This is a genomic window from Amycolatopsis sp. NPDC114503 (assembly GCF_055633655.1).
The window spans coordinates 551,238-573,967 of record NZ_JBVKDT010000006.1; the positions used below are offsets into that span (position 1 = coordinate 551,238).

20 protein-coding genes are annotated in these 22,730 nt (G+C 68.2%); 10 read left to right on the forward strand and 10 right to left on the reverse strand.

Annotated elements, in window-relative coordinates:
- Positions 1-170: 170 nt before the first annotated feature.
- The 6 genes from paaE to paaZ are packed head-to-tail and all read right to left on the reverse strand — an operon-like array spanning position 171 to position 5,848.
- Positions 171-1,247, reverse strand: coding sequence for a 1,2-phenylacetyl-CoA epoxidase subunit PaaE (gene paaE, locus ACZ7OI_RS27980; RefSeq protein ID WP_470267117.1), 1,077 nt, complete (start codon positions 1,245-1,247; stop codon positions 171-173).
- Positions 1,248-1,739, reverse strand: a complete 492-nt coding sequence (gene paaD, locus ACZ7OI_RS27985; RefSeq protein WP_470267118.1) for a 1,2-phenylacetyl-CoA epoxidase subunit PaaD — start codon at positions 1,737-1,739, stop codon at positions 1,248-1,250.
- Positions 1,733-2,590 (reverse strand): 1,2-phenylacetyl-CoA epoxidase subunit PaaC, encoded by an 858-nt coding sequence (gene paaC, locus ACZ7OI_RS27990; RefSeq protein WP_470267119.1) that lies wholly within the window; start codon positions 2,588-2,590, stop codon positions 1,733-1,735. The genes paaD and paaC overlap by 7 nt, the downstream gene beginning before the upstream one ends.
- Positions 2,591-2,598: 8 nt before the next feature.
- On the reverse strand, positions 2,599-2,883 hold the full coding sequence (gene paaB, locus ACZ7OI_RS27995; RefSeq protein ID WP_009073848.1) for a 1,2-phenylacetyl-CoA epoxidase subunit PaaB: 285 nt from the start codon (positions 2,881-2,883) through the stop codon (positions 2,599-2,601).
- Positions 2,880-3,821, reverse strand: coding sequence for a 1,2-phenylacetyl-CoA epoxidase subunit PaaA (paaA, locus tag ACZ7OI_RS28000; protein ID WP_470267120.1), 942 nt, complete (start codon positions 3,819-3,821; stop codon positions 2,880-2,882). The genes paaB and paaA overlap by 4 nt, the downstream gene beginning before the upstream one ends.
- Positions 3,818-5,848, reverse strand: coding sequence for a phenylacetic acid degradation bifunctional protein PaaZ (gene paaZ, locus ACZ7OI_RS28005; protein ID WP_470267121.1), 2,031 nt, complete (start codon positions 5,846-5,848; stop codon positions 3,818-3,820). The genes paaA and paaZ overlap by 4 nt, the downstream gene beginning before the upstream one ends.
- A 200-nt stretch (positions 5,849-6,048) precedes the next feature.
- On the opposite strand from paaZ, the gene paaI reads away from it, so the two are divergent.
- From paaI to ACZ7OI_RS28025, 4 genes are read left to right on the forward strand one after another with little or no spacing between them, the layout of a single operon-like run.
- Positions 6,049-6,444, forward strand: coding sequence for a hydroxyphenylacetyl-CoA thioesterase PaaI (gene paaI / locus ACZ7OI_RS28010; RefSeq protein WP_470267170.1), 396 nt, complete (start codon positions 6,049-6,051; stop codon positions 6,442-6,444).
- A complete protein-coding gene (gene paaK, locus ACZ7OI_RS28015; RefSeq protein WP_470267122.1) occupies positions 6,441-7,721 on the forward strand; it encodes a phenylacetate--CoA ligase PaaK in 1,281 nt (426 codons plus the stop codon). The genes paaI and paaK overlap by 4 nt, the downstream gene beginning before the upstream one ends.
- Entirely contained in the window at positions 7,718-8,308 is a 591-nt protein-coding gene (locus tag ACZ7OI_RS28020) for a TetR/AcrR family transcriptional regulator (RefSeq protein ID WP_470267123.1), read from the forward strand. The genes paaK and ACZ7OI_RS28020 overlap by 4 nt, the downstream gene beginning before the upstream one ends.
- A 38-nt stretch (positions 8,309-8,346) precedes the next feature.
- The gene (locus tag ACZ7OI_RS28025; protein WP_470267124.1) at positions 8,347-9,948 is read left to right on the forward strand and encodes an SMI1/KNR4 family protein; all 1,602 of its coding nucleotides are present in this window, start codon (positions 8,347-8,349) and stop codon (positions 9,946-9,948) included.
- Here ACZ7OI_RS28025 and ACZ7OI_RS28030 read toward each other — a convergent pair.
- Complete coding sequence (locus tag ACZ7OI_RS28030; protein WP_470267125.1) at positions 9,917-10,948, reverse strand: Lrp/AsnC ligand binding domain-containing protein; 1,032 nt, start codon at positions 10,946-10,948, stop codon at positions 9,917-9,919. The genes ACZ7OI_RS28025 and ACZ7OI_RS28030 overlap by 32 nt on opposite strands.
- A gap of 119 nt (positions 10,949-11,067) precedes the next feature.
- On the opposite strand from ACZ7OI_RS28030, the gene ACZ7OI_RS28035 reads away from it, so the two are divergent.
- A complete protein-coding gene (locus ACZ7OI_RS28035) occupies positions 11,068-12,294 on the forward strand; it encodes a M20 metallopeptidase family protein (protein WP_470267126.1) in 1,227 nt (408 codons plus the stop codon).
- On the forward strand, positions 12,291-13,604 hold the full coding sequence (locus tag ACZ7OI_RS28040; protein WP_470267127.1) for an MFS transporter: 1,314 nt from the start codon (positions 12,291-12,293) through the stop codon (positions 13,602-13,604). The genes ACZ7OI_RS28035 and ACZ7OI_RS28040 overlap by 4 nt, the downstream gene beginning before the upstream one ends.
- Before the next feature lie 257 nt (positions 13,605-13,861).
- Here the strand turns inward: ACZ7OI_RS28040 and ACZ7OI_RS28045 are convergent, their stop codons facing one another.
- Positions 13,862-14,245 carry a hypothetical protein gene (locus ACZ7OI_RS28045; RefSeq protein ID WP_470267128.1) on the reverse strand — a complete coding sequence of 128 codons (384 nt, stop codon included), beginning with the start codon at positions 14,243-14,245 and terminating at the stop codon, positions 13,862-13,864.
- A 70-nt stretch (positions 14,246-14,315) separates the two neighbouring features.
- On the opposite strand from ACZ7OI_RS28045, the gene ACZ7OI_RS28050 reads away from it, so the two are divergent.
- Positions 14,316-14,918: a TetR/AcrR family transcriptional regulator gene (locus ACZ7OI_RS28050; protein WP_470267129.1), complete on the forward strand. Its 603-nt coding sequence runs from the start codon at positions 14,316-14,318 to the stop codon at positions 14,916-14,918.
- On the opposite strand, the gene ACZ7OI_RS28055 is transcribed toward ACZ7OI_RS28050, so the two are convergent.
- Positions 14,915-15,931 (reverse strand): AraC family transcriptional regulator, encoded by a 1,017-nt coding sequence (locus ACZ7OI_RS28055; RefSeq protein WP_470267130.1) that lies wholly within the window; start codon positions 15,929-15,931, stop codon positions 14,915-14,917. The two genes, ACZ7OI_RS28050 and ACZ7OI_RS28055, sit on opposite strands and share 4 nt — an antisense overlap.
- An 80-nt stretch (positions 15,932-16,011) precedes the next feature.
- Between ACZ7OI_RS28055 and ACZ7OI_RS28060 the strand changes: the two genes are divergently transcribed.
- Both ACZ7OI_RS28060 and ACZ7OI_RS28065 read left to right on the forward strand, forming a co-directional pair.
- Positions 16,012-17,103, forward strand: coding sequence for a winged helix DNA-binding domain-containing protein (locus ACZ7OI_RS28060; protein ID WP_470267131.1), 1,092 nt, complete (start codon positions 16,012-16,014; stop codon positions 17,101-17,103).
- 81 nt (positions 17,104-17,184) lie between these two features.
- Positions 17,185-18,660: a flavin-containing monooxygenase gene (locus ACZ7OI_RS28065; protein ID WP_470267132.1), complete on the forward strand. Its 1,476-nt coding sequence runs from the start codon at positions 17,185-17,187 to the stop codon at positions 18,658-18,660.
- Here the strand turns inward: ACZ7OI_RS28065 and ACZ7OI_RS28070 are convergent.
- A complete protein-coding gene (locus ACZ7OI_RS28070) occupies positions 18,632-20,134 on the reverse strand; it encodes a chitinase (protein ID WP_470267133.1) in 1,503 nt (500 codons plus the stop codon). The genes ACZ7OI_RS28065 and ACZ7OI_RS28070 overlap by 29 nt on opposite strands.
- Before the next feature lie 168 nt (positions 20,135-20,302).
- Here ACZ7OI_RS28070 and ACZ7OI_RS28075 point away from each other — a divergent pair, with 168 nt between their 5' ends.
- Complete coding sequence (locus ACZ7OI_RS28075; protein ID WP_470267134.1) at positions 20,303-22,678, forward strand: Tex family protein; 2,376 nt, start codon at positions 20,303-20,305, stop codon at positions 22,676-22,678.
- The last annotated feature ends 52 nt before the right edge of the window (positions 22,679-22,730 follow it).

Here is a 22,730-nt window from a genome sequence, read left to right on the forward strand (position 1 = left end):
GGGTTTGGGGGGGGGGGTTTCGGGGGTGTTTTTTTCAGGGCGGAAAAAAAAAACGTGGGGGGGGGTTGTTTGGAAGGCCTTCTTCCCCCCCTCCAAAACCCCCTCCGCGCCGTAGTCACACTCAGCTTCGGGGTGCCCCCACGCAACCGCTAACCGACCAAAAACCCACCTCAAGCATCAAAATCCACAGTAACCCGCTCAGAAACCGGATGCGACTGACAGGTCAGCACAAACCCAGCCTCCACCTCAGCCTTCTCCAACGCGAAATTCCGCCGCATATCCACCGCCCCCTCAGTCACCCGCGCGCGGCAAGTCCCGCAAACCCCGCCCTTGCAAGCAAACGGCAAATCCGGCCGAAACCGCTGCGCACCGTCCAACACCGAGGACTCACGCGGCAAGTTCATCGTCGTAGACCGACCATCCAGCACCAGCGTCACCTCAGACGAAGCCCCGGGGACAGCAGGATCAACATGCTTGACCGGCTCCGGCGGCACATCGTCCACATAGAACAGTTCCTGATGAACCCGCTCCCCCGGAACCCCCAACGCCCCAAGGAGATCCTGCGCGGAAGTCACCATCCCGAACGGCCCGCACAACCAGAAATGGTCCACCTCCTCGACCGGCACGATCGACCCGAACAACGCACTCAGCTTGTCCGCGTCCAACCGCCCAGTGAACAACTCGGCCTCGCGAGGTTCACGGGACAACACATGCACCAGTTCCAGCCGAGCCGGATAGCGATCCTTCAAATCAGCCAGATCGTCGGCGAACATCACCGTATCGGTGCGACGGTTTCCATAGAGGACAGTCACCGAAGCATCCGGAGTAGCCAGCAACGAAGCCGCAATAGACAACACCGGCGTAATCCCGGAACCGGCAGCGATCAGCACGTGGTGGCCGCCAGCGGCAAGGTCCGGCGTGAACGATCCAGTCGGCGCGGACACCTCGACGGTGTCCCCCGGGCGAACCTCATTGACCAGCCACGAGGAGAACATCCCGTCCGGCACGAGCCGCACCCCGACCCGGGGCCGCTCCCCCGCCGCGGCGCAGATCGAATACGACCGGCGCTCGTCCCGGCCGTCCACGATCCGGCGCAGCGTAAGCGATTGGCCGGGCGCGAAGGCATAGGTTTCGGCCAGTTCTTCGGGCACGTCGAAGGTGACGGCCACGGCGTCGTCGCAGAGCCGTTCGACGTCGGCCACCCGCAGCGGGTGGAACCCGGTGCGGCGGGAAACGGTGGCAGTCACTCAGATCTCCTTGACGTGTTCGAACGGCTCCCAGCAGGACCGGCAGCGCCGCAAGGCTTTGCATGCGGTCGCACTGAACCGGGACTGTTCTTCAGTGTCGAGCGAGCCGCAGTGGGGACACGCGACGCGACGCAGGGAAGGCCCCAGTGTCAACGGAATCGGCCCAGCCGCCCGGCGAGGAGCAGACCCCGGCGGAGCGATCCCGGCCTCAGCCAGCTTCCGCCGCCCGTCCTCGCTGATCCAATCCGACGTCCAAGCCGGTTCCAGCACAGTGCGTATGTCGATCTCGACATACCCCGCACCACGCAACGCGTGCTCCAGGTCGTCCCGCATGGTGTCCATGGCCGGACAACCGGTGTACGTCGGCGTAATCGACACCGTAACCCGACCGTCCTCTTCGGACACTTCGCGCAACACTCCCAGATCCGCGAGCGTCAGCATCGGCAACTCCGGATCAGTGACCGTAGAAGCCACCGCGACCGCGGTCACCACGACGCTCCAGGCATCGCCCGAGCCACGCTCTGCAGCTCAGCCACAAGGAAGCCCATCTGTTCAGTGTGGACACCGTCTCGGCCGGTGCGACCGGAAACCCCAGCAATAGCCCCGACCTCCGGCCGCTCCAAGGTCGCCGCGGCCAACGCCTGATCCACCACGGCGTCGAACTCCGGCCGCAACGAAGCAGCGTCCACCAGCTCCGCCGGATGCGTCGAGAACAGCTCCTCGACATACGGCCAAGCCGCGGCCAAGCCCTCGGCTATCCGCTCGTGCGACAACGGCGTCCCGTCGCCCAACCGAACCAGCCACTGCGCGGCATAGTCCCGGTGATAGGCCAATTCCTTCACACCCTTGGCCGCGATAGCCGCCAGCACGGGGTCCACACTGGACTCCAACTGCTGGAACAACGCGAGCCGCCAGGTCGAGAACACGAACAGCTGCGCGATCAAGTGCCCGAAGTGCCCGCCACCCAGCTCAGCCAGCCGCACGTTCCGGAACTCGTTCTCCGCGCGCAAGAACGCGAACGTGTCCTCAGACCGATCAGTGCCGTCCGCCTTGCCGGACCGAGCCAGCAGCAACCGCGCCTGGCCGAGCAGATCGAGGCCGATGTTCGCGATCGCGACCTCGTCCTCCAGCTCCGGCGCATTGCTGACCCACTCCTGCAGCCGATGCGAGAAAATCAACGCGTCGTCGCCCAGCATCAGGCAATACGCGGCCAGCTGCGCACTGTCCACTCCGGACGGAACTGAAGTGTCCACACCGGACAGCGGGTCGGCGAACCCAGTACCGAACGCCCACCGAGCGTCGTTGTCCTCGGTGATGGCTTCGTAGACGTTGTCGAAAGACATCCCAGACCTCACATGTGGGGAACGTTGTCGGGAATGTCGTAGAACGTCGGGTGCCGGTACACCTTGTCCCCGCTGGGCGCGAAGAACGGGTCCTTCTCGTCCGGCGACGACGCGGTGATGTCCGAGGCGCGAACGACCCAGATCGACACGCCTTCGTTGCGACGCGTGTAGAGATCGCGCGCGTGGTGCAGCGCCATCTCGTCGTCCGCCGCGTGCAGCGAACCCACGTGCACGTGGTTCAGGCCCCGCTTCCCGCGGACGAACACCTCGTACAGCGGCCAGTCGTGCTTCATGCCGAAACCTCTTTCTTGGCCGCGTGCGCCGCAGCAGCTTCTCGAACCCAGGCACCGTCGTCGTGCGCGCGCCGACGATGCGCGATCCGGGCCGCGTTGCACGGGCCGTTGCCCTTGAGCACGTTCTTGAACTCGTCCCAGTCGACCGCGCCGAAGTCGTAATGCTCCCGCTCGGCGTTCCACTTCAGCTCGGGGTCCGGGAAGGTCACGCCGAGCACCTCGGCCTGCGGCACGGACATGTCGACAAAGCGCTGCCGCAGCTCGTCGTTGGTGTGCCGCTTGATCTTCCATGCCATCGACTGCGCGGTGTTCGGCGAATCCGCGTCCGGCGGGCCGAACATCATCAGCGACGGCCACCACCAGCGGTTCACCGCCTCCTGCACCATCTCTTGCTGCTGAGAAGTGCCGCGCATCATGGTCATCAGCAGCTCGTAGCCCTGCCGCTGGTGGAAGGACTCCTCCTTGCAGATCCGGATCATCGCCCGCGCGTACGGCCCGTACGACGACCGGCACAGCGGCACCTGGTTGCAGATCGCCGCGCCGTCCACCAGCCAGCCGATCACGCCGACGTCGGCGAAGGTCAGCGTCGGGTAGTTGAAGATCGACGAGTACTTCTGCCTGCCGGTGATGAGCTTGTCGGTGAGGTCCGCGCGGTCCGCGCCGAGCGTCGCCGCCGCGGAGTACAGGTACAGCCCGTGCCCGGCCTCGTCCTGGACCTTCGCGAGCAGGATCGCCTTGCGCCGCAACGAAGGCGCGCGGGTGATCCAGTTGCCTTCCGGCTGCATGCCGATGATCTCCGAATGCGCGTGCTGCGCGATCTGGCGGATCATCGTCTTGCGGTAGCCCTCGGGAACCCAGTCGCGCGGTTCGATGCGCTGGTCCCGTTCGATGGTGTGCTCGAACAGGGCTTCCAATTCGGGCTCTGCCACAGCGGTCACGGCTGCTCCTTCGAGACGAGAGTGAGCACGTCGTACTTCGCGACCGAGTCGCCGTCGGAGTTGGTGACGTCGGCGTCCCAGCGGACTTCGCCGTATTCCTGGTCGATCCGCGGCGTGATCTGCTTGGCCGTCAAGGTGACCGTCAGCGCGTCGCCCTCCTTCACCGGCGTGAGGAAGCGCAGGTTCTCCAGGCCGTAGTTGGCCAGCACCGGACCCGGCTCGGGCGACACGAACAGGCCCGCGGCGAACGAGACTACCAGGTAGCCGTGCGCCACGATGCCGCCGAACAGCGGGTTCGCCGCTGCCGCCGCTTCGTCGGTGTGCGCGTAGAAGGTGTCGCCGGTGAACTCGGCGAAGTGGTCGATGTCGGCGCGCGTGACGGTGCGCGGACCGGCCACCACCGAGTCGCCGACCTTCAGCTCGGCCAGCGACTTCCGGAACGGGTGCACGTCGTCCTCGATCCGCGGGCCGCCCTCGACCCACCGGCCGGTGACCGCGCCGAGCACCGTCGGGCTGCCCTGCACGGCCGTGCGCTGCATGTGGTGCAGCACGCCGCGGATACCGCCCATTTCCTCGCCGCCGCCCGCGCGACCGGGGCCGCCGTGCACCAGCTGCGGCATCGGCGAACCGTGCCCGGTGGACTCCTTCGCGTCTTCGCTGTCCAGCACGAGCAGCCGACCGTGGTACGGCGCGACGCCCAGCACGATCTCGCGGGCGAACACCGGGTCACCAGTCACGACCGAGCCGGCCAGGCTGCCGCCGCCGCGTGCCGCGAACTCGATGACCTGCTTGACCGACGTGTACGGCATCAGCGTGGACACCGGGCCGAACGCCTCGACCTCGTGCGGCTCCGCGCGCTCCGGGTCCGCCTTCAGCAGGATCGGCGAGATGAACGCGCCGGTCGCCTCGTCGCCGTCCACGACGTCGACGTGCTCCGGGTCGCCGAAGACGATGCTGCCCGCGTCGAGCAGGGCCTTCAGCGAACGGCGTACCTCCTCGCGCTGCTCCAGGCTGGCCAGCGCGCCCATCCGGACACCCTCGGCATTCGGATTGCCGACGGTCACCTTGGCGAGCCGAGCACTGACCGCCTCGGCGACGTCGTCCAGCATCTCCGCCGGGACGAACGCACGGCGGATCGCGGTGCACTTCTGGCCCGCCTTCACCGTCATCTCGGTGGTCAGCTGCTTGACGAAGAGGTCGAACTCCGGCGTCGACGGACGGGCGTCCGGGGCGAGGATCGAGCAGTTCAGCGAGTCGGCCTCGGCGTTGAAGCGCACCGAGTTCCGCACGATCGCCGGGTGCGCGCGCAGCTTCTGCGCGGTGGACGCGGAGCCGGTGAACGACACCAGGTCCTGCGCGGTGACGTGGTCGAGCAGATCGCCGACGCTGCCCGCGACGAACTGCACCGTGCCCTCCGGCAGGATGCCGGACTCGACGATCAGCTCCACGAGCCGCGCGGTCAGATACGCGGTCTGGCTGGCCGGCTTGATCAGGCTCGGCACGCCGGCGAGGAACGCGGGCGCGAACTTCTCCAGCGGACCCCAGACCGGGAAGTTGAAGGCGTTGATCTGAACCGCGACGCCCTGCAGCGGCGTCGCGATGTGCTGCGCGACGAACGTGCCGCCGCGGCTCAGCGGCTCGACCGCGCCGTCGACGTACACGGTGTCGTTCGGCAGCTCGCGCTTGCCCTTCGAGCCGTAGCTGAACAGAACGCCGATGCCGCCGTCGATGTCGAACTTCGAGTCGCCGAGCGTCGCACCCGTGCGCGCCGACAACGCGTACAGCTCTTCGCGGTGCTCTCGCAGATGCGAAGCGAGCGCCTTAAGCAGCGCGGCCCGCTGATGGAACGTCAGCTTCCGCAGCGCCGGACCGCCGACAGTGCGGCCGTAGTCGAGCGCGGCGGCGAAGTCGATCCCCTCCGACGAAATCCGGGCCACTTCCTCCCCGGTCGCCGCGTCGTGCAGCGGGACGCCCTCGCCAGGCGCCGTGTGCCATCCCCCGGAGACGTAGCTGCGGAGCAGAACCATGCCGACCCTCTCGCCGAATTACCAACCGGACGTTCAGTAATTCGCAGGATAGCCGTTCTCCCCGCTGATCGGAACCCCCGCATTGCTTGACACCGCCCGAGTCGCGGCCTTTACTGGGCTCCCGTCAGGATTACCGGCCGTTCGGTCAGTAAGTCACCATTCCGGAGGGCGAATTCGTGACCCGCAACGCCGCGCACACCATGTTCGACACCGACGAAGCGTCCCGCTCGCTCGGCATCGAACTCGTCGAGGCGGCCGACGGCCGCGCGGTGGCCACGATGAAGGTCACCGAGACGATGGTCAACGGCCACGACATCGCCCACGGCGGTTACGTGTTCCTGCTCGCCGACACCGCTTTCGCCCTCGCCTGCAACACGTACGGGCCGGTCACCGTCGCCTCGGGCGCGGAGATCTCGTTCGTCGCCGCCGGAAAACTGGGCGACCACCTCGTCGCGACGGCCGCCGAGCGCACCCGCTACGGCCGCAACGGCATCTACGACGTCACGGTGCACCGGGAGACCCCCGAAGGGCCCGAAGTCGTCGCCGAATTCCGCGGCCGCAGCCGCGTCATCGAGAAGACCCGGGAAACACAGTGACTGCAGACCTCGCCGAAAACGTCAGCGCCGACGAGCTGGCCTCGCTCCAGCTGGAACGGCTGCAGTGGACCCTGCGGCATGCGTACGAGAACGTCCCGCTGTACCGCAAGAAGTTCGACGACGCGGGCGTACACCCGGATGACTGTCGCGAACTGGGCGACCTGGCGAAGTTCCCCTTCACCACCAAGGCAGACCTGCGCGACAACTACCCCTTCGGCATGTTCGCCGTGCCACAGGACCAGATCCGCCGGCTCCACGCGTCGAGCGGCACCACCGGAAAGCCGACCGTCGTCGGCTACACCGAGAAGGACCTGGACACCTGGGCCACGGTGATGGCGCGCTCGATCCACGCGGCGGGCGGGCGGCCGGGGCACAAGGTGCACGTGGCGTACGGATACGGCTTGTTCACCGGCGGGCTCGGCGCGCACTACGGCGCGGAAAAGCTCGGCTGCACAGTGATTCCGGCGTCCGGCGGGATGACCGCCCGGCAGGTCCAGCTGATCACCGATTTCAAGCCGGAGATCATCATGATCACGCCGTCGTACATGCTGACGCTGCTCGACGAATTCGAGCGCCAGGGCGTGGATCCGCGAGCCAGTTCGCTGAAGGTGGGCATTTTCGGCGCCGAGCCGTGGACCGAGCAGATGCGCAGCGAGATCGAAGAACGGTTCGCGCTGGACGCGGTCGACATCTACGGCCTGTCCGAGGTGATGGGTCCGGGTGTCGCGCAGGAATGCGCGGAAACCAAGGACGGCCTGCACATCTGGGAGGACCACTTCTTCCCCGAGGTGATCGACCCGTTCACCGAGCAGGTGCTGCCCGAGGGCGAACGCGGCGAACTGCTGTTCACGTCGCTGACCAAACAGGCGCTGCCGATCATCCGGTACCGCACCCGCGACCTGACCCGCCTGCTTCCCGGCACCGCGCGTCCCGCCTTCCGCCGGATGGAGAAGGTGACCGGCCGCAGCGACGATCTCATTATTTTGCGCGGGGTCAACGTTTTTCCCACGCAGATCGAGGAAATCGTCCTGCGCACCGAGGGGCTGAGCCCGCACTTCCAGCTGGTCCGCTCGACCCGCGGCCGCCTGGACCACCTCACCGTGCGCGTCGAAGCCCGCGCCGACACGACCGCCGAGGGCCGGTCCTTGGCGGCCTCCGCGGTCGCCGCCGGGGTGAAGGACGGCGTCGGCGTGAGTGTTTCGGTCGAGGTCGTGGACCCGGACACCCTCGAGCGTTCGCTCGGTAAAATGCGCCGCGTGCTGGACGAACGCTCGTGACGACCCCCGCCCGCCGCGGCCGTCCCGGCTACGACCTGGAGTCGCTGCTCCAGGTCGCGGTCAAGCTGTTCAACGACCGCGGCTACGACGGGACCAGCATGGAGGACCTGTCGCGCAAGCTCGGCATCACGAAATCCGCGATCTACCACCACGTGCCGAGCAAGGAAGAGCTGCTGCGGCTGGCGGTGGGGCGGGCTCTGGACGGGCTGTTCGAGGTCGCGGAGGCGACGGAAGCTCTCGACGGGCGGGCGATCGACCGTCTGGAGCATCTGGTGCGCGGGAGTGTGCTGGTGCTGGCGGATCGGCTGCCGTTCGTGACGTTGCTGCTGCGGGTGCGTGGCAATACGAAGGCTGAGCGGGCGGCGTTGGCGCGGCGGCGCGAGTTCGATCATCTGGTGACGGATTTGGTGAAGCAGGCCGAGGCGGAGGGGGATGTCCGGCCGGACATCGACCCGGCGATCGCGGCGCGGCTGCTGTTCGGCACGGTGAACTCGCTGATTGAGTGGTACCGGCCGCGGCGGGGGTCGTCTCCGGAGGAGCTGGCGGACGCGGTGTGCAAGATGGCGTTCGACGGGTTGCGTGCTTGACGCCTCTGCCGGTGGGCATTTCTCGCTAGGCTGGCTTTGTGGACTTGGGGGAGATCGGGCAGGCGTTGGCAGAACGGCTCCGCGACGCGGTCGGCGACCGCCGGTCGGACGCGGTGCTGCAGATCTCGTGGCACAACTGGGGAACCCGGACTTCGGGTTGGCTGGACGAGGAGCCGCCGGACGATCCGTACGTGCACGTCAGCACCCATGGAGTGCTCTCGTCCGACTCACCGCGCGGGGTGTACGAGACGCGGCTGCGCCAGGACGGCAGTTACCGGTCCTCGTTCAGCCCTGACGTCGATCTGCTGGCCCAGCGGGCTGGCTTCGTGTTCGACCCGGATTTCCGGTACCCCGGACACCCGTTGCACGGCATGCCGCGACCGGCGGGCATCGAGCCGACCGGGGCGCCGACTGATCCGGCGGTATTGCGGGAAGTCGGTGCTCTCGTCGAGGAATTCGCGGAGCGGTACACCGCGATCATGGGACACGCCCCCTACTGGGCTCCGGGAGCCAGCGAGGAGGAGATCTCCGCCGCCGAAGCCCAGATCGGGGTTCGGCTGCCGGAAGACCTGCGCGCGCTCTTCCGCCTGGTCGGCCAGGATACCGGCGAAACCGGACTGCTCAGTTACTACGCCCATGATTCGCTGGAAACTCTCGTCAAGGAGTACTACTACGATGACCTGCCCGGTTCGTGCGCCGATGTCCACTGCGACAGCCCGTTGGAAGACATCCGCCCGGTGTTCGGCGCCAACCCGCCGGGGCGGCTCAAACGCGTCTTCCGCAACGACTGGTGGGTGACCTTCGGCGGCGACCACAGCGACGAGTACCTCGCTGTCGATCTCGACCCGGACGTCGAGGGCCAGTCGGGGCAGGTGCTCGCGTACGGCTCTTCCGAAACACCACACCTGGTCGGCGCTTCAGTCACCGAGATGATCGAGGAAGTGTTGAAGGCGCTGCGCGCGGGCCGATACACCCTCCACGAAGGCGATCAGCGGATCGAAGTCCACGCGTCCTTCGCCGGGCTTCCGGTCCGAGGCCCCGTTGAGAGCGTCCGCAACGGTGCTGCCCCGCCTGAAGCGATCCTCGGTATCGAACATCCGGAGCTGGTCCAGGCCTGCTATCTCCGCCACGACGGCGACCTCGACCTGACAGAGTTCGAGCCGCTCGGCTCGCTGCGCGACATCGGCGTGCGCGGCGCGAAAACCGTGACTCCCACCGTGACGAACCTTCCGCTCCTGGAATCCCTCACCATCGCCGCCGAACAGACCGACCTCAAGGCGCTCGCCGGTCATCCGACCCTGTGGGACCTCACCCTCAGCGACCTCGCCCACCCCGTCGACCTAGCGCCGCTGGCCACCCTCCCGAACCTCACCCGGCTCACCGTCAGCGGCCTGGACATCCCGGCAATCAGCCAACTAGCCCACCTACCGGCCCTCCGCGTGCTCACCCTCGACGCCGGCCAGCTCACCCGCCTCCTGGCCTCCGGCAACCGCCTTCCCCAACTGGCCGCGCTGACCATCTCCGGCCGGGTCCTGCTCCCCGACGTAGTCGAATTTCTCCGTCAGCTACGCGGCACCGACGTCCACCTCGAGGAGTTCACCGGCTCGCTCAGCGCTCCTCCCGAGCAGGCGCAGGCATAGTCACCACAAACCCCGTACTCCGCCCCAAATCGTCCAGCAGCCATCCCATCCGCTTGACCGTCCGCAGGATCAGCGCCGAATCCACCACCGACAGCGGAGCCAGGTCCTGCTCCAGATGCTCCTGCATCCGCATCGACTCCTCGATCGAGCGCATCCACGTAGTCACCAACAGATTCGCGGGCCCCGGCAAACTCGCCATCTGCCGCACAGTCGGGTTGGCGCGCAACCGGTCCACGCACGTCGACACATGCGCCACCGGAACCTGGCACCACCAGTTCACGACGATCGGCGACGGCGTCAGCCCCTGTGCGATCTCGCAGCGGAACGTCAGCGCGTCGGCGTTCAGCAGATGTCCGAGCTGACGCCGCACAGTCGACACGGGGCGTCCGGTGATCCGAGCGAGGTCCGCGGCGCTGCGTCGGCCGTCTTCGCCCAGGGCGACGGTCAGCGGGGCGTAAGGCTCTTCCCACGGCTGCAGCTTGGCCAGCCGCCCGCCGCCGATGGACGGTAGTTGCGAGAGAGCCTGCACGCGTCGCCTATCCAAAGCGCCCACTCGCCACGAACTGCCCTCGACGTGCAGGCGCGACGCTAGATGCGAGCGCGTGTTGAGCACTCCGGGCAGGCTGGGGATCGCGTCCAGCAGCAGGGCGGACAGGTCGCGCAGGCCGAGACCGAACACCGTCAGCACCAGGCTGTACTCGCGCGAAGCCTCCTCGATGCTGGCCACCGAAGGCCACGTCGACAGCTCCCGGATCAGCTCCCGCACCTGGCCGCTCGCGCAGCGGATTTCCACGTACGCGGCCTGCACCTGGTACAGCCCGGGCACGTGCGGATACGCCGTCACCCAGGCCGCTCCCCCGTCGCGCAGCCGCTCCCAGCGCCGCGCCAGCGTCACCGGGGAGGAGTCGAGCGCCGCGGCCAGTTGCGTCCAGGTGGCGCGGGGGCGCAGTTGCAGCGCGTGGATGAGCGAAAAGTCTTCCTCCTCCAGCGAGTCGATCACTGTTTCTTCTCCAGAGGGCCAATCTGCGAGCGATTCCGACAACTCTAACCCGATATCGGGCGTCAGTTCGCACACTCGACCACCAAGACGCCGTTCCCCGACGAAGAGGAGCCGAGCCGGTGGACCTCCACGAAGACGCCCGCAGCCAGCAGGACGACCTGGCCCGGCTGCGCCGCGACCTGCACCGCGAGCCCGAGATCGGCCTCGACCTTCCCCGCACTCAGGAACGGGTGCTGCGCGAACTCGACGGGCTCGGTCTGGAGGTGTCCACCGGAACCGGCACGACGTCGGTGACCGCGGTGCTTCGCGGCGAAGGCTCGGCCCGGGATTCGGCTCAGCCGCGCACAGTCCTGTTGCGCGCCGACATGGACGCGCTCCCGGTGCAGGAGGCGACGGGGCTCGACTTCGCCGCCACCAACGGCGCGATGCACGCGTGCGGCCACGACCTGCACACGACGTCGCTGGTCGGTGCGGCTCGATTGCTGCACACGCATCGAGACCGGCTCAACGGCGACGTCGTCCTGATGTTCCAGCCTGGCGAAGAAGGCTGGGACGGCGCGGGCGTGATGCTGAAGGAAGGCGTGCTCGACGCTGCCGGCCGACGCGTGGACGCCGCGTACGGAATGCATGTCTTCTCGTCGATGCTCCCCACCGGCCAGTTCGCGAGCCGCCCCGGGACGCTGATGTCCGCTTCGCACAAGCTCCTCGTGACTGTGCATGGCGAGGGCGGTCACGGGTCGATGCCGCACCGCGCCAAGGATCCGATCTCGGCTGCGGCAGCGATGATTACCGCACTGCAGACGATGATCACGCGCCGGCTGGACATCTTCGACCCGGCGGTGCTCACCGTCGGCGTCATCCGCGGCGGTACCAAGCGCAACGTCATCCCCGCGACAGCCGAGTTCGAGGCCACCGTCCGCTGCTTCTCCGACGACACCGCCGCCCTGCTGGACACCACCATCCGCGAGACGATCGACGGTGTCGCGCGGGCGAACGGCGTCACCGCGGACGTCGTGTTCGAGAACGAATATCCCGTGACCGTAACGGATGTCGACGAGACGGCGTTCGGAGCCGAGGTCGTCCGCGAGACGATCGGCGAGCAGTACTACACCGAGCTGCCCAACCCGGTCGCCGGTTCCGAGGACTTTTCCCGCGTGCTCGCCGCGGTGCCGGGCACGTTCCTCGGCCTCGGCGCGCTGATGCCGGGCCTCGAACCGCACACCGCGCCCAACAACCACAGCCCGTACGCCGATTTCGATCCGTCCGTGCTGTCCCGCGCCGCCACCGTCTACGCCGAGCTCGCCGTCCGCCGTCTGGACCGTTTCGCCGAAGGAGCACTGCGATGACTTCTGTGGTCCCAGACCGTCGCCGCACCCTGTTCGGGCTCGGTGCCGGCAACGCGATGGAATGGTTTGACTGGAACGTCTACGCCACCTTCGCGTCCTTCTTCGCCGCGCAGTTCTTCAACGCCCACAGCGCGGTTTCGGCGCTGCTGAGCACGCTGGCCGTGTTCGCGGTCGGGTTCGCCGCGCGGCCGGTCGGCGGGTGGGTGTTCGGCTGGATCGCCGACCGCAAAGGCCGTCAGCTGGCGATGTCGCTGACCGTCGCGATCGCCGCCGCCGGCAGCCTGGTCATCGGCCTTTCCCCGACGTACGGCCAAATCGGCGTGTGGGCGTCGGTCATTCTCGTGGTCGCACGGCTGGCCCAGGGCCTCGCGCACGGCGGCGAGCTGCCGTCCGCGCAGACCTACATCGCCGAGGTCGCTCCGCCGGCTCGCCGCGGGTTGTGGTCGAGCCTGATCTACTTCTCCGGCACCTGCGGCGTCCTCGTCGGCACCCTGCTGGGCGCGGTCCTCTCCGGCGTTTTGACCCACGAGCAGATGCTGTCCTTCGGCTGGCGGATCCCGTTCATTCTCGGCGGCGTCTTCGGGATCTACTCGCTCTACGTGCGGCTTCGCATGCGAGAGACCGAGGTGTTCCAGGCCGCGAAGAAGAACGCTTCGAAGGAGAAGGGGCAGATCTGGCAGACGCTCAAGCAGAACCCGAAGCTGCTCGCGCAGGTCATCGGGCTGACGGTCGGCGCGACGGTCATCTACTACATGTGGGCCGTCGCCGCGCCGTCGTACGCGATCACCGTGCGCGGCGTCGCCCCGACCGGTGCGCTGTGGGCGGGTGTGTTCGCAAACGTCGTGTTCCTGATCGCCTTGCCACTGTGGGGAATGCTGTCCGACCGCATCGGCCGCAAACCGGTGCTGTTCATCGCGATCGCTGGCCTGCTCGTGCTGAGCTTCCCGCTGAACGCGATGGTCGGGCACGAGCCGTGGCAGCTGTTCGTGGCGATGTCGATCGCGTTGCTGTTCATGGCCGGCTTCTCCTCCATCGGCCCGGCGGTCTACGCGGAGATCTTCCCGACCCGCATCCGTGCGGTCGGCGTCGGCGTGCCGTACTCGATCGCGGTCGCGGCGTTCGGCGGTACCGCACCGTATTTGCAGACGCTGTTCGCCGGGAACGGACATCCGTCGCTGTTCATCATTTACGGGATCGTGCTGATGGTGATCAGCGCGCTGGTCGTGTTCACGCTTCCGGAAACCCGGGGCGTGGACCTGCGCGAGAAGACGGAGACTGCCGACCGGGCGGTCACCGGATCAGGAGCGTAACGCCGGGTAGGGCTTCAGCGTGAGGGCATTCGCCGAGCGCTGAAGCCCGCCGAATGGATGTTCCCGGTTCGCGGATCATCCATAGTGGACAGTTCACTGGCGAAGAAGCGACTCCGAGTAGATGCTGGCCGCCGCTGACTGGCACTCTCCCGGCAGTCGACAGCCTGGACGCACCAGACCCAACGGCGGCTGGGAAGTCCGTGAGGGGAACCCTGAGGGAATCTGATTCCCCCAGGATTCCCTTCACGGACCGCTGGTCAGCTGTCCGGCTGCGTTTCGCCCAGTTGCCACCACAGGGCCGCCCGCAGCTGTTCGATCAGCGCCTCGTCGTCCTCCTCGCTCGGCTCGGCTCCCAGCGGGATCCACCGCTCCCCCACCAGGTCGCCGTCGTCGTAGCTGCTGATCAGTATCCCCGGATACGACACCGTCAGCTCGTCCTCCGGGCAGCCGGTAGCGCACGGCCGGTCGTCCATCCGGACGTGCCGGTAGTGCAACCGCACCCCGACCCACCGGCCGGACGGCCGCGGCTGCTGATCCGTGCCGTTCATCGCCCGCTCCCGCTCGCCCCACGTCCCCCGGCTGAAGGTCGCGGACGGGGCGGCCGGAGTTACCTGCCGGTTGTTCCGGTTGGGTAACGGCATCCGGTGACAGCACCGCCGCGCGGTCGGCAACGTGTTGACAACGACCTCGCCCGGCGGCGAGGCTGGCGCGGTGAGCAGCGGACCCCGGCGGCGGCTGGACCCCGCGCAGCGCCGCGCCGAGATCCTCGCCGCGGCCCGGCGGTGTTTCGGCGCGGGCAGCTACTCCTCGGTGTCCACTTCGGACATCGCGGCGGCCGCGGGGGTCGCCCGGCCGCTGATCAACCACTATTTCGGCGGCAAACGCGAGCTGTATCTCGAAGTGGTGCGGCAGATGACGATCGTGCCCGCCCCGGTCGTCGACGCGCTGCCCGACGGCCCGCCCCGGCTGCGGCTGGAGGTCGGCATCGACCGATGGATCGACGTCGTGGAACGCAACCGCGACGCCTGGCTCACGGTGATCGACGCGGCGCACGACCCCGAGGTGGAGCGGATCATGCGCGAGGCCGACGAGATCGCCGCCGACCGCGTGCTGGCCGCCGCCCTGCTGCCCGCGAACGGACATCCGCAGCTGCGGGCGATGATCCGCGCGTACGGCGGGATGTTGCGCGCCGCGTCCCGGGAGTGGCTGGTCCGCGGCACGCTGGAACGGGCCGAACTGCGCGCGTTCCTGGTGGAATCGCTGGTGCAGCTGCTGGAAGTCACCTATCCGGCGGTAGTGGCGCAAAAGAACTAACGGTTGCGGCGCGCGTACGCGGCGGGCGTCGTGCCGGTCCAGCGTTTGAACGCGTAGATGAAGCTCGACGCTTCGGCGTAGCCCAGACGGAGCGCGACGTCGTCGACGGACAGCACGCCGGTGTCGAGCATTTCCTCGGCGAGCGTCTGGCGAACTTCGTCCAGGAGCTGGCGGTAGCCGGTGCCCGCCTCGGTCAACCGACGCCGCAGGGTTCGCGCGCTGAGCGTGAGCTGGCGGGCGATCTCGTCCATCCCGGCGTCCGCTCCGCCGAGCCGTACCAGTCGTTCCCGCACCAGCTGCGGGACTCCCGATCGCGTGCGGCGACGGGCGACGAGGGCGTCGCACTGCGCGGCGCACAACGCGACGGTTTGCTCGTTGGCCTGCGGCAACGGAAGGTTCAACAGCTCCGGATCAAGGGTGACCTGATGCTCGGCCGCCCCGAAAATCGGGCTAATCCCGAACGCGGTCCGATAGGAGTCCACAAAGGACGATGACGGGAAACGGAACTCCAGCCGTTCCAAGGAAATCTCCGGCAAGAGGTCCCGCATGACGGTGCAGATCGCGGACAGGTCGCGCAGCGCGAGGAACCGCGCGACGTCTTCGGGAACCCGCGAATCGTCCAGCACCAGACGGAGTCCGGCGGCGTCGAGCTCGACGTGCGGAATGCAGAAGGTGAACGACAAATCCAGATACCGCAGCGCGAACACCATCGCGTCGCGCATCGTCGGGCTGCTGATGCACGCGAAGCCGAAGATCCCGAACGTCGTCGCGCGATACCGGCAGCCGAGGCTGAGCGCGACGTCGTCGCCCGACCCGACCGTCGACAGCAACGCGCGCACGACGGCCAATTCCTGCCGAGCGTCCAGCTGCCGGTCCGGTGCGCGCAATTCCTCGGCTGGCACGCCAGGCAGCGTGACGCCTTGTTCCTCGGCGAAGCGGTGCATGAGCAGCACGCTCGCCGTGCCGCGCGGGTAGTCCCAGTCGCGGATGGCGGGTGCGGCTAGCTCGGCCATGGCCGGAATTATGGATCAACCGCCGGGCCGCGTGCCGATCGAGGGCCAAAACTGTCCGGGTTGCTCGTTAAGCTCCCGCCGTGCACCTTTCCCACCGCCTCCTCAACCGCGCGACCCTCGACCGGCAGCTGCTCCTGAAGCCCGCCAAGATGGCGGTTCTCGACGCCGTCGCCCACCTCGCCGGACTGCAAGCGCAAGCGCCGTTCCCGCCGTATTACGCGCTGTGGTGCCGGCTGGCGGGTTTCCGGCCGGACGATCTCGCGAGCCTGCTGCTCGACCGCAGCGTGGTGCGGATGGTGCTGATGCGCGGCACGGTGCATCTCGTCCCCGCCGCCGACGCGCTCGCCTGGCGTCCGCTGGTCCAGATCGTCATGGACCGCGCTCTGACGGCGGCCAACCAGCACCGGGAGCCGCTGTCCAAGCTCGATCACGACGCCGTGGCGAAGACGACCGGCGAACTCCTGCGCGAGCGGCCGTATTCGAGCGACCAGCTCGGCAAAGCGCTGGTCGAGCACTATCCGGAGACCCCGGCCGCGTCGCTGATGTTCCTGGTCCGCGCCATCCTGCCGCTCGTGCAGATCCCGCCGCGCGGGGTCTGGGGCAAGGCCGGGCAGCCGACGTATCAGGTCGCGGACCACTGGCTCGACGGCGTCGCCGCGCCGGAGCCGTCCGCCGCCGAACTGGTCCGCCGCTATCTCGCCGCGTTCGGTCCGGCGACGGTGGCGGACGTGCAGGCCTGGGCTGGCGTCACGAAGCTCGGCGAGGTGATCGAGGAGATGGACCTGCGCACCTATCTCGATCCCGAAGGCCGCACGCTCTACGACCTGCCGGACGCCACGCTGCCCGACGAGGACACGCCCGTTCCGCCGCGGCTGCTCGGTCCGTTCGACCAGACGCTGCTGTCCTACGCCGACCGCACGCGGATGATCAGCGACGAGCATCGCAAACGCGTGATCACCATCAACGGCCTGGTCAAAGGCACTCTCCTAGTAGACGGCCGGGTCCGCGGGAGCTGGGAAACGAAGACCACGCGCGAGTCGGCGACGATGGTCCTCACGCCGTTCGAGCGCATCTCGAAACGCGACACCGCAGCTTTGGAGAGCGCCGGGCGGAAGCTTCTCGCGTGGGCCGAGCCCGGCAAGACGCACGAGGTTCGGATGATGAGCGAGTAGCCGCGTCCGCTGGCCGGAATTCTCGATCGAGTGGCCGCCGCTGCCCTTCCGCACCGGCAGCCGCCTGCGTAGCTTCGGCCTATGGACGACACCCCGTCGGTGCTGGTAGTGGGCACCGGATTCGGCGGAATCGGCGCCGCGATCGAGCTGAAGCGCGCCGGTTTCCCGAACGTCACGATCCTGGAGCGGGCGGCCGAACCGGGCGGCGTGTGGCGCGAGAACACCTACCCCGGCGCGGCCTGCGACATCCCGTCGCCGCTGTACTCGTTCTCCTTCGAGCCCAATCCGGACTGGCCGAAGCGGTACGCGATGCAGCCGGACATCCACGCCTACCTCAAGCGCGTGATCGCGAAGTACGGCATCGGACCGCACATCCGCTACGGCCGCGAGGTCACGTCCGCGACCTACGACAACGGCCGCTGGCGGGTCGAGACCGCGCAAGGCGAAACCTTCGAGGCAGACGTCTTCGTGCCCGCCGTCGGCCAGCTTTCCCGACCGGCTTGGCCGTCGATCCCCGGCCGCGAGACCTTCGCTGGCGCGGCATTCCACTCCGCTGAGTGGAACCACGAAATCCCGTTGGCGGGCAAGCGGATCGCGGTGATCGGCACCGGCGCGAGCGCGATCCAGTTCGTCCCGGAGATCCGCAAAGAAGCCGCGCACGTCACCGTCTTCCAGCGCACGCCGCCCTACATCATGGGCAAGAACGACGGCCGGTACGCAGCCTGGCAGAAACGGCTTTTCCGCCGCCTGCCGAAGACACAGCTGTTCGGTCGCGCCCGGATCTTCCTGCTCGCCGAGTACGCGACCTACGGCATGACGCGGTACCCGTTGCTCACCAAGATCTTCGAGCTGCGCACAGCCCAGCTGCGCCGCCGTCATCTCAAAGACCGCGAACTGCGCCGCCGCGTGAAGCCGGACTATCCGTTGGGCTGCAAGCGGATCTTGTTCACCAACGACTACCTGCCCGCGCTCGCGCAGCCGAACGTCTCTGTCGAAACGTCCTCGATCCAGGAGATCACCCCGCGCGGTGTGCGTACCGCGGACGGCGTGGAACACGAAGTGGACGTGCTGATCTACGGCACCGGCTTCAAGGCGACCGAATTCCTCGGCCCGATGAAGGTGCTCGGCCGCGACGGCCGGTCGCTGGCGGAGACGTGGCGCGGCGGCGCGCGGGCATACCTCGGCATGACGGTGCCGGGATTCCCGAACTTGTTCTGCGTCTACGGCCCCAACACCAACCTCGGCGCGGGCTCGATCATCTACATGATCGAGCGGCAAGCCCGCTACCTCCGCCAGGCTGTCGAACACCTCGCCCGGCCGGACGTGGCGTCGCTGGAAGTGCGCGCCGACGTCGAAGAACGCTACGACCGCGAGGTGCAAGCACGGCTCTCGCACAGCGTCTGGAGCGGTTGCACGAGCTGGTACCGGCAGGAAAACGGCCGGGTGAGCACCAACTGGCCCGGGCTGGTCACCGAATACGACCGCCGGACCAGGGCACTCGACCCGGCCGACTACCTGGTGCGTTCGATCAGGGCAGGTTCTTCAAGCCCGCGCTGACCGTGTTGGCGAAGGAGTACCCGTTGGACGCGTCCCAGTTGATGGACCAGGTCATCGCGCCGCGGAACTCCGGATACGTCGTCGACGGCTTGAACGAAGCGCAGCCGGTGCCCTTGGCCATGCAGTTCATCGCCGACACCACGTTCGACGGCGACTGGTATCCGCCGCCCGCCGCCGAGCCCGAGGACGGCAGCCCGAACGCGACCTGGTCGGCCCGCAGGCCGCCCTGCAGCTGGATGCACGAGAGCGCGGTGAGGAAGTCGACTGTGCCCTGGGAGTAGACGTTCCCGTTGCAGCCGTTCATCGCGCCCGAGTTGTAGTACTGCATGTTGACGACGGTGAGGATGTCCTTGATGTTCAGCGCCAGCTGGAAGTAGCCGCCCTGGGTGGACTGCATGTCGATCGTCTGCGGCGCCATGGTGATCACCGAGCCGCCGCCGTCGTGGATGCTGCGCAGCGCCTGGCCCATGTAGGTGGCGTTGATGCCGTTCTCCAGGTCGATGTCGACGCCGTCGAAGCCGTACGTGGAGATCAGCTGCTTCACCGAATTGGCGAAGTTGCTCGCCGACGAGCTGTCGCCGACGCTGATCGTGCCCTTCTCGCCGCCGACCGAGATGATCACCTTCTGGCCGCGAGCCTGCACGGTCTTGATGTCGTCGCGGAACTGCGCGTCGGTGTAGCCGCCGAGCTTCGACGACAGAGCCGGGTCGAGCGTGAAGCTCACCGCGCCGGGCGTGGTGGTGGCGTCGGCGAAGGCGATCGCGATGACGTTGTACGTCGTGGGCACGTCAGCCAGCTTCAGCGTCTTCGCGCCGTTGTCGAAGTTCTGCCAGTAGCCGGTGAGGATGTGCTTCGGCAGGTCGCCGTTGTGCGGCGGGGTGCTGGTCGTGGTGGTCGTCGTCGGGCTCGTCGGCGTGGTCGGAGTGGTGGACGTCGGCGAAGTCGGCGTCGTGGACGTGGTGGGCGGGGTGCCCGGGCCGTCGAGGTTCACGTCGTCGGCGAGGTAGGCCGGCTGGCCGTACCAGCCGTGTAGGTACACCGTGAGGCTCGTGGACGATCCGGTGGTGAAGCTCAGGCTGAGCTGCTGCCAGCCGGTCGCGCCGGGCGTCCAGGTGTTCTGCACCGCGGAGCCGGAGACGCCGAGGTAGACGTAGCTGCCCTGGACCCACGCGGACAGCTTGTACGCGGTGTTGGGCTGCACAGTGACCTGCTGGGAGCACTGCGCGGTGTCGGAGCCGGACGGCGCCGCGCTCAGCGAGTGGCTGCCGTCGTGCGCTTGGGTCGAGACGACCGACGCGGTTCCGCTGCAGGTCCAGCCGGAGAGCGCGCCGCTCTCGAAGCCGGGATTGGCGAGGATGTTCGCGGCCGACGCGCTGCCGGTGCCGAGCGCGAGCGTGACGCCGAGCGCGAGCGCGACCGAGGCCAGCAGGGACACCAGGGCAGGCAGCCGCCGGGGGGACGGGTGTGGGGACACGGGCAGACCTCCGCATGGGCAGTGAGCCAGATCACCTCAAAATGGACTAGACCAATACGGATGTCAAGGAACTTACGGAGGTGCTTCGGCGGGCCATCCGCAGCGGGCCGGGCGGGCAGCGGCACAATGCAGGCTCGGAGCAACCCGAGACGAAGCAGGAGCCTGGTTTTGAGCGTGCAGTCGGTCGAGCAGCGGATCGCCGAAGAGCTGGGGGTGCGCGAAGGGCAGGTCAAGGCCGCCGTGACCCTCCTCGACGAGGGGTCCACGGTGCCGTTCATCGCCCGGTACCGCAAGGAAGTCACCGGAGAGCTGGACGACGCGCAGCTGCGCACGCTCGAGGAGCGCCTGCGCTACCTGCGAGAGCTGGACGAGCGCCGCGGCGCGGTCCTGGAGTCCATCCGGAGCCAGGGCAAACTGGACGAGGCGCTCGAGGCGCAGATCCTCGCCGCGGACACGAAGTCGCGGCTGGAGGACATCTACCTGCCCTACAAGCCGAAGCGGCGGACGAAGGCGCAGATCGCCCGCGAGGCCGGTCTGGAGCCGCTGGCCGACGGCCTGCTGAGCGACCCGTCGACCGATCCGCAGGCCGCCGCCGCGGTGTTCATCGACGCGGACAAGGGCATCGCGGACGCGCAGGCCGCCCTCGACGGCGCGCGCGCCATCCTGGTCGAGCGCTTCGCCGAGGACGCCGACCTGATCGGCGAACTGCGCGAGAAAATGTGGACCGAGGGCCACCTGACCTCGAAGGTCCGCGCGGGCAAGGAGACCGACGGGGCCAAGTTCTCCGACTACTTCGACTTCTCCGAGCCCTACACCAAGCTCCCCTCGCACCGGATCCTCGCGATGCTCCGCGGCGAGAAGGAAGAGATCCTCGACCTCACGATGGAGCCTTCCGAGCCGGTCGCCGAGGACGCCCCGCCGCGCGTCGGCCCCACCGAGTACGAGCAGCGCATCGCCGCCCGGTTCGGGATCAGCCAGCAGGACCGTCCCGCGGACAAGTGGCTCGGCGACACCGTGCGCTGGGCCTGGCGCACGAAGATCCTCCTGCACCTGGGCATCGACCTGCGGATGCGGCTGCGCCAGTCGGCCGAGGACGACGCCGTGCGCGTGTTCGCGGCCAACCTGCGCGACCTGCTGCTGGCCGCCCCGGCGGGCACCCGCGCGACGATGGGCCTCGACCCGGGCTTCCGCACCGGCGTGAAGGTGGCCGTGGTCGACGCGACCGGCAAGGTCGTCGACACCCACGTGATCTACCCGCACCAGCCGGCGAACAAGTGGGACCAGTCGATCGCCGAACTGGCCGTGCTGGCCGGGAAGCACAACGTCGACCTGATCTCGATCGGCAACGGCACCGCCTCGCGCGAGACCGACAAACTGGCCATCGAGCTGATCAAGAAGCACCCGGAGCTGAAGCTCACCAAGGCCGTCGTGTCCGAGGCGGGCGCTTCGGTGTACTCGGCGTCGGCGTTCGCTTCGCAGGAACTGCCGGGCATGGACGTCTCGCTGCGCGGCGCGGTCTCGATCGCGCGCCGGCTGCAGGACCCGCTGGCCGAACTGGTGAAGATCGACCCGAAGTCGATCGGCGTCGGCCAGTACCAGCACGACCTGTCCGAGGTGTCGCTGTCGCGTTCGCTGGACGCGGTGGTCGAGGACTGCGTGAACGCGGTCGGCGTGGACGTGAACACCGCTTCCACGCCGCTGCTGACCCGGGTTTCGGGCATCACGACGTCGCTGGCGGAGAACATCGTGGCGCACCGCGACTCCAACGGCCCGTTCCGCTCGCGGACCGCGCTCAAGGACGTCGCGCGGCTGGGCCCGAAGGCGTTCGAGCAGTGCGCGGGCTTCCTCCGCATCCCGGACGGCGACGACCCGCTCGACGCGTCCTCGGTGCACCCGGAGGCGTACCCGGTCGTGCGGCGGATCCTCGACCGCACTGGCAGCGGCATCCGCGAGCTGATCGGCAACGCGCGGACCCTGCAGGCGCTGAAGCCCACCGAGTTCGTCGACGACACCTTCGGCCTCCCGACGGTCACCGACATCCTCTCCGAACTGGAGAAGCCGGGCCGCGACCCGCGTCCGGCGTTCAAGACCGCGACCTTCGCCGAGGGCGTCGAGAAGATCGGCGACCTCAAGCCGGGCATGCGGCTGGAGGGCGTGGTGACGAACGTGGCCGCGTTCGGCGCGTTCATCGACGTCGGCGTGCACCAGGACGGCCTCGCGCACGTTTCGGCGCTGTCGAAGAACTTCGTGAAGGACCCGCGCGACGTCGTGAAGCCGGGCGACATCGTGAAGGTGAAGGTGCTCGAGGTCGACGTGCCGCGCAAGCGGATCTCGCTGACCCTCCGCCTGGACGACGAGCCCGGCGCGGGCAACAACCGCGGCGGTGGCGGCGGCCGGGACCGCGGGCAGGGCGGCGGTCAGGGTGGCGGCGGTCAGCGCCGGAACCAGCCGCAGCAGCGCGGTGGCGGCGGCCGGGACCGTCGTGATTCCGGCGGCAACGGCTCCATGGCGGACGCGCTGCGGCGGGCCGGATTCGGCAAGTAGCTCAGACGGAAAACGGCCTCCCGAAGTGTTCGGGAGGCCGTTTTTCGTTGAC

Coding starts and splice junctions, on each gene's coding strand:
- paaZ (WP_470267121.1), bottom strand. CDS start 5,848: ATGGTTCTGCTCCGCAGCTACGTCTCCGGGGGATGGCACACGGCGCCT.
- ACZ7OI_RS28040 (WP_470267127.1), top strand. CDS start 12,291: ATGACTTCTGTGGTCCCAGACCGTCGCCGCACCCTGTTCGGGCTCGGT.
- ACZ7OI_RS28045 (WP_470267128.1), bottom strand. CDS start 14,245: ATGCCGTTACCCAACCGGAACAACCGGCAGGTAACTCCGGCCGCCCCG.
- paaB (WP_009073848.1), bottom strand. CDS start 2,883: ATGAAGCACGACTGGCCGCTGTACGAGGTGTTCGTCCGCGGGAAGCGG.
- ACZ7OI_RS28065 (WP_470267132.1), top strand. CDS start 17,185: ATGGACGACACCCCGTCGGTGCTGGTAGTGGGCACCGGATTCGGCGGA.
- paaI (WP_470267170.1), top strand. CDS start 6,049: ATGTTCGACACCGACGAAGCGTCCCGCTCGCTCGGCATCGAACTCGTC.
- paaC (WP_470267119.1), bottom strand. CDS start 2,590: ATGTCTTTCGACAACGTCTACGAAGCCATCACCGAGGACAACGACGCT.
- ACZ7OI_RS28055 (WP_470267130.1), bottom strand. CDS start 15,931: ATGGCCGAGCTAGCCGCACCCGCCATCCGCGACTGGGACTACCCGCGC.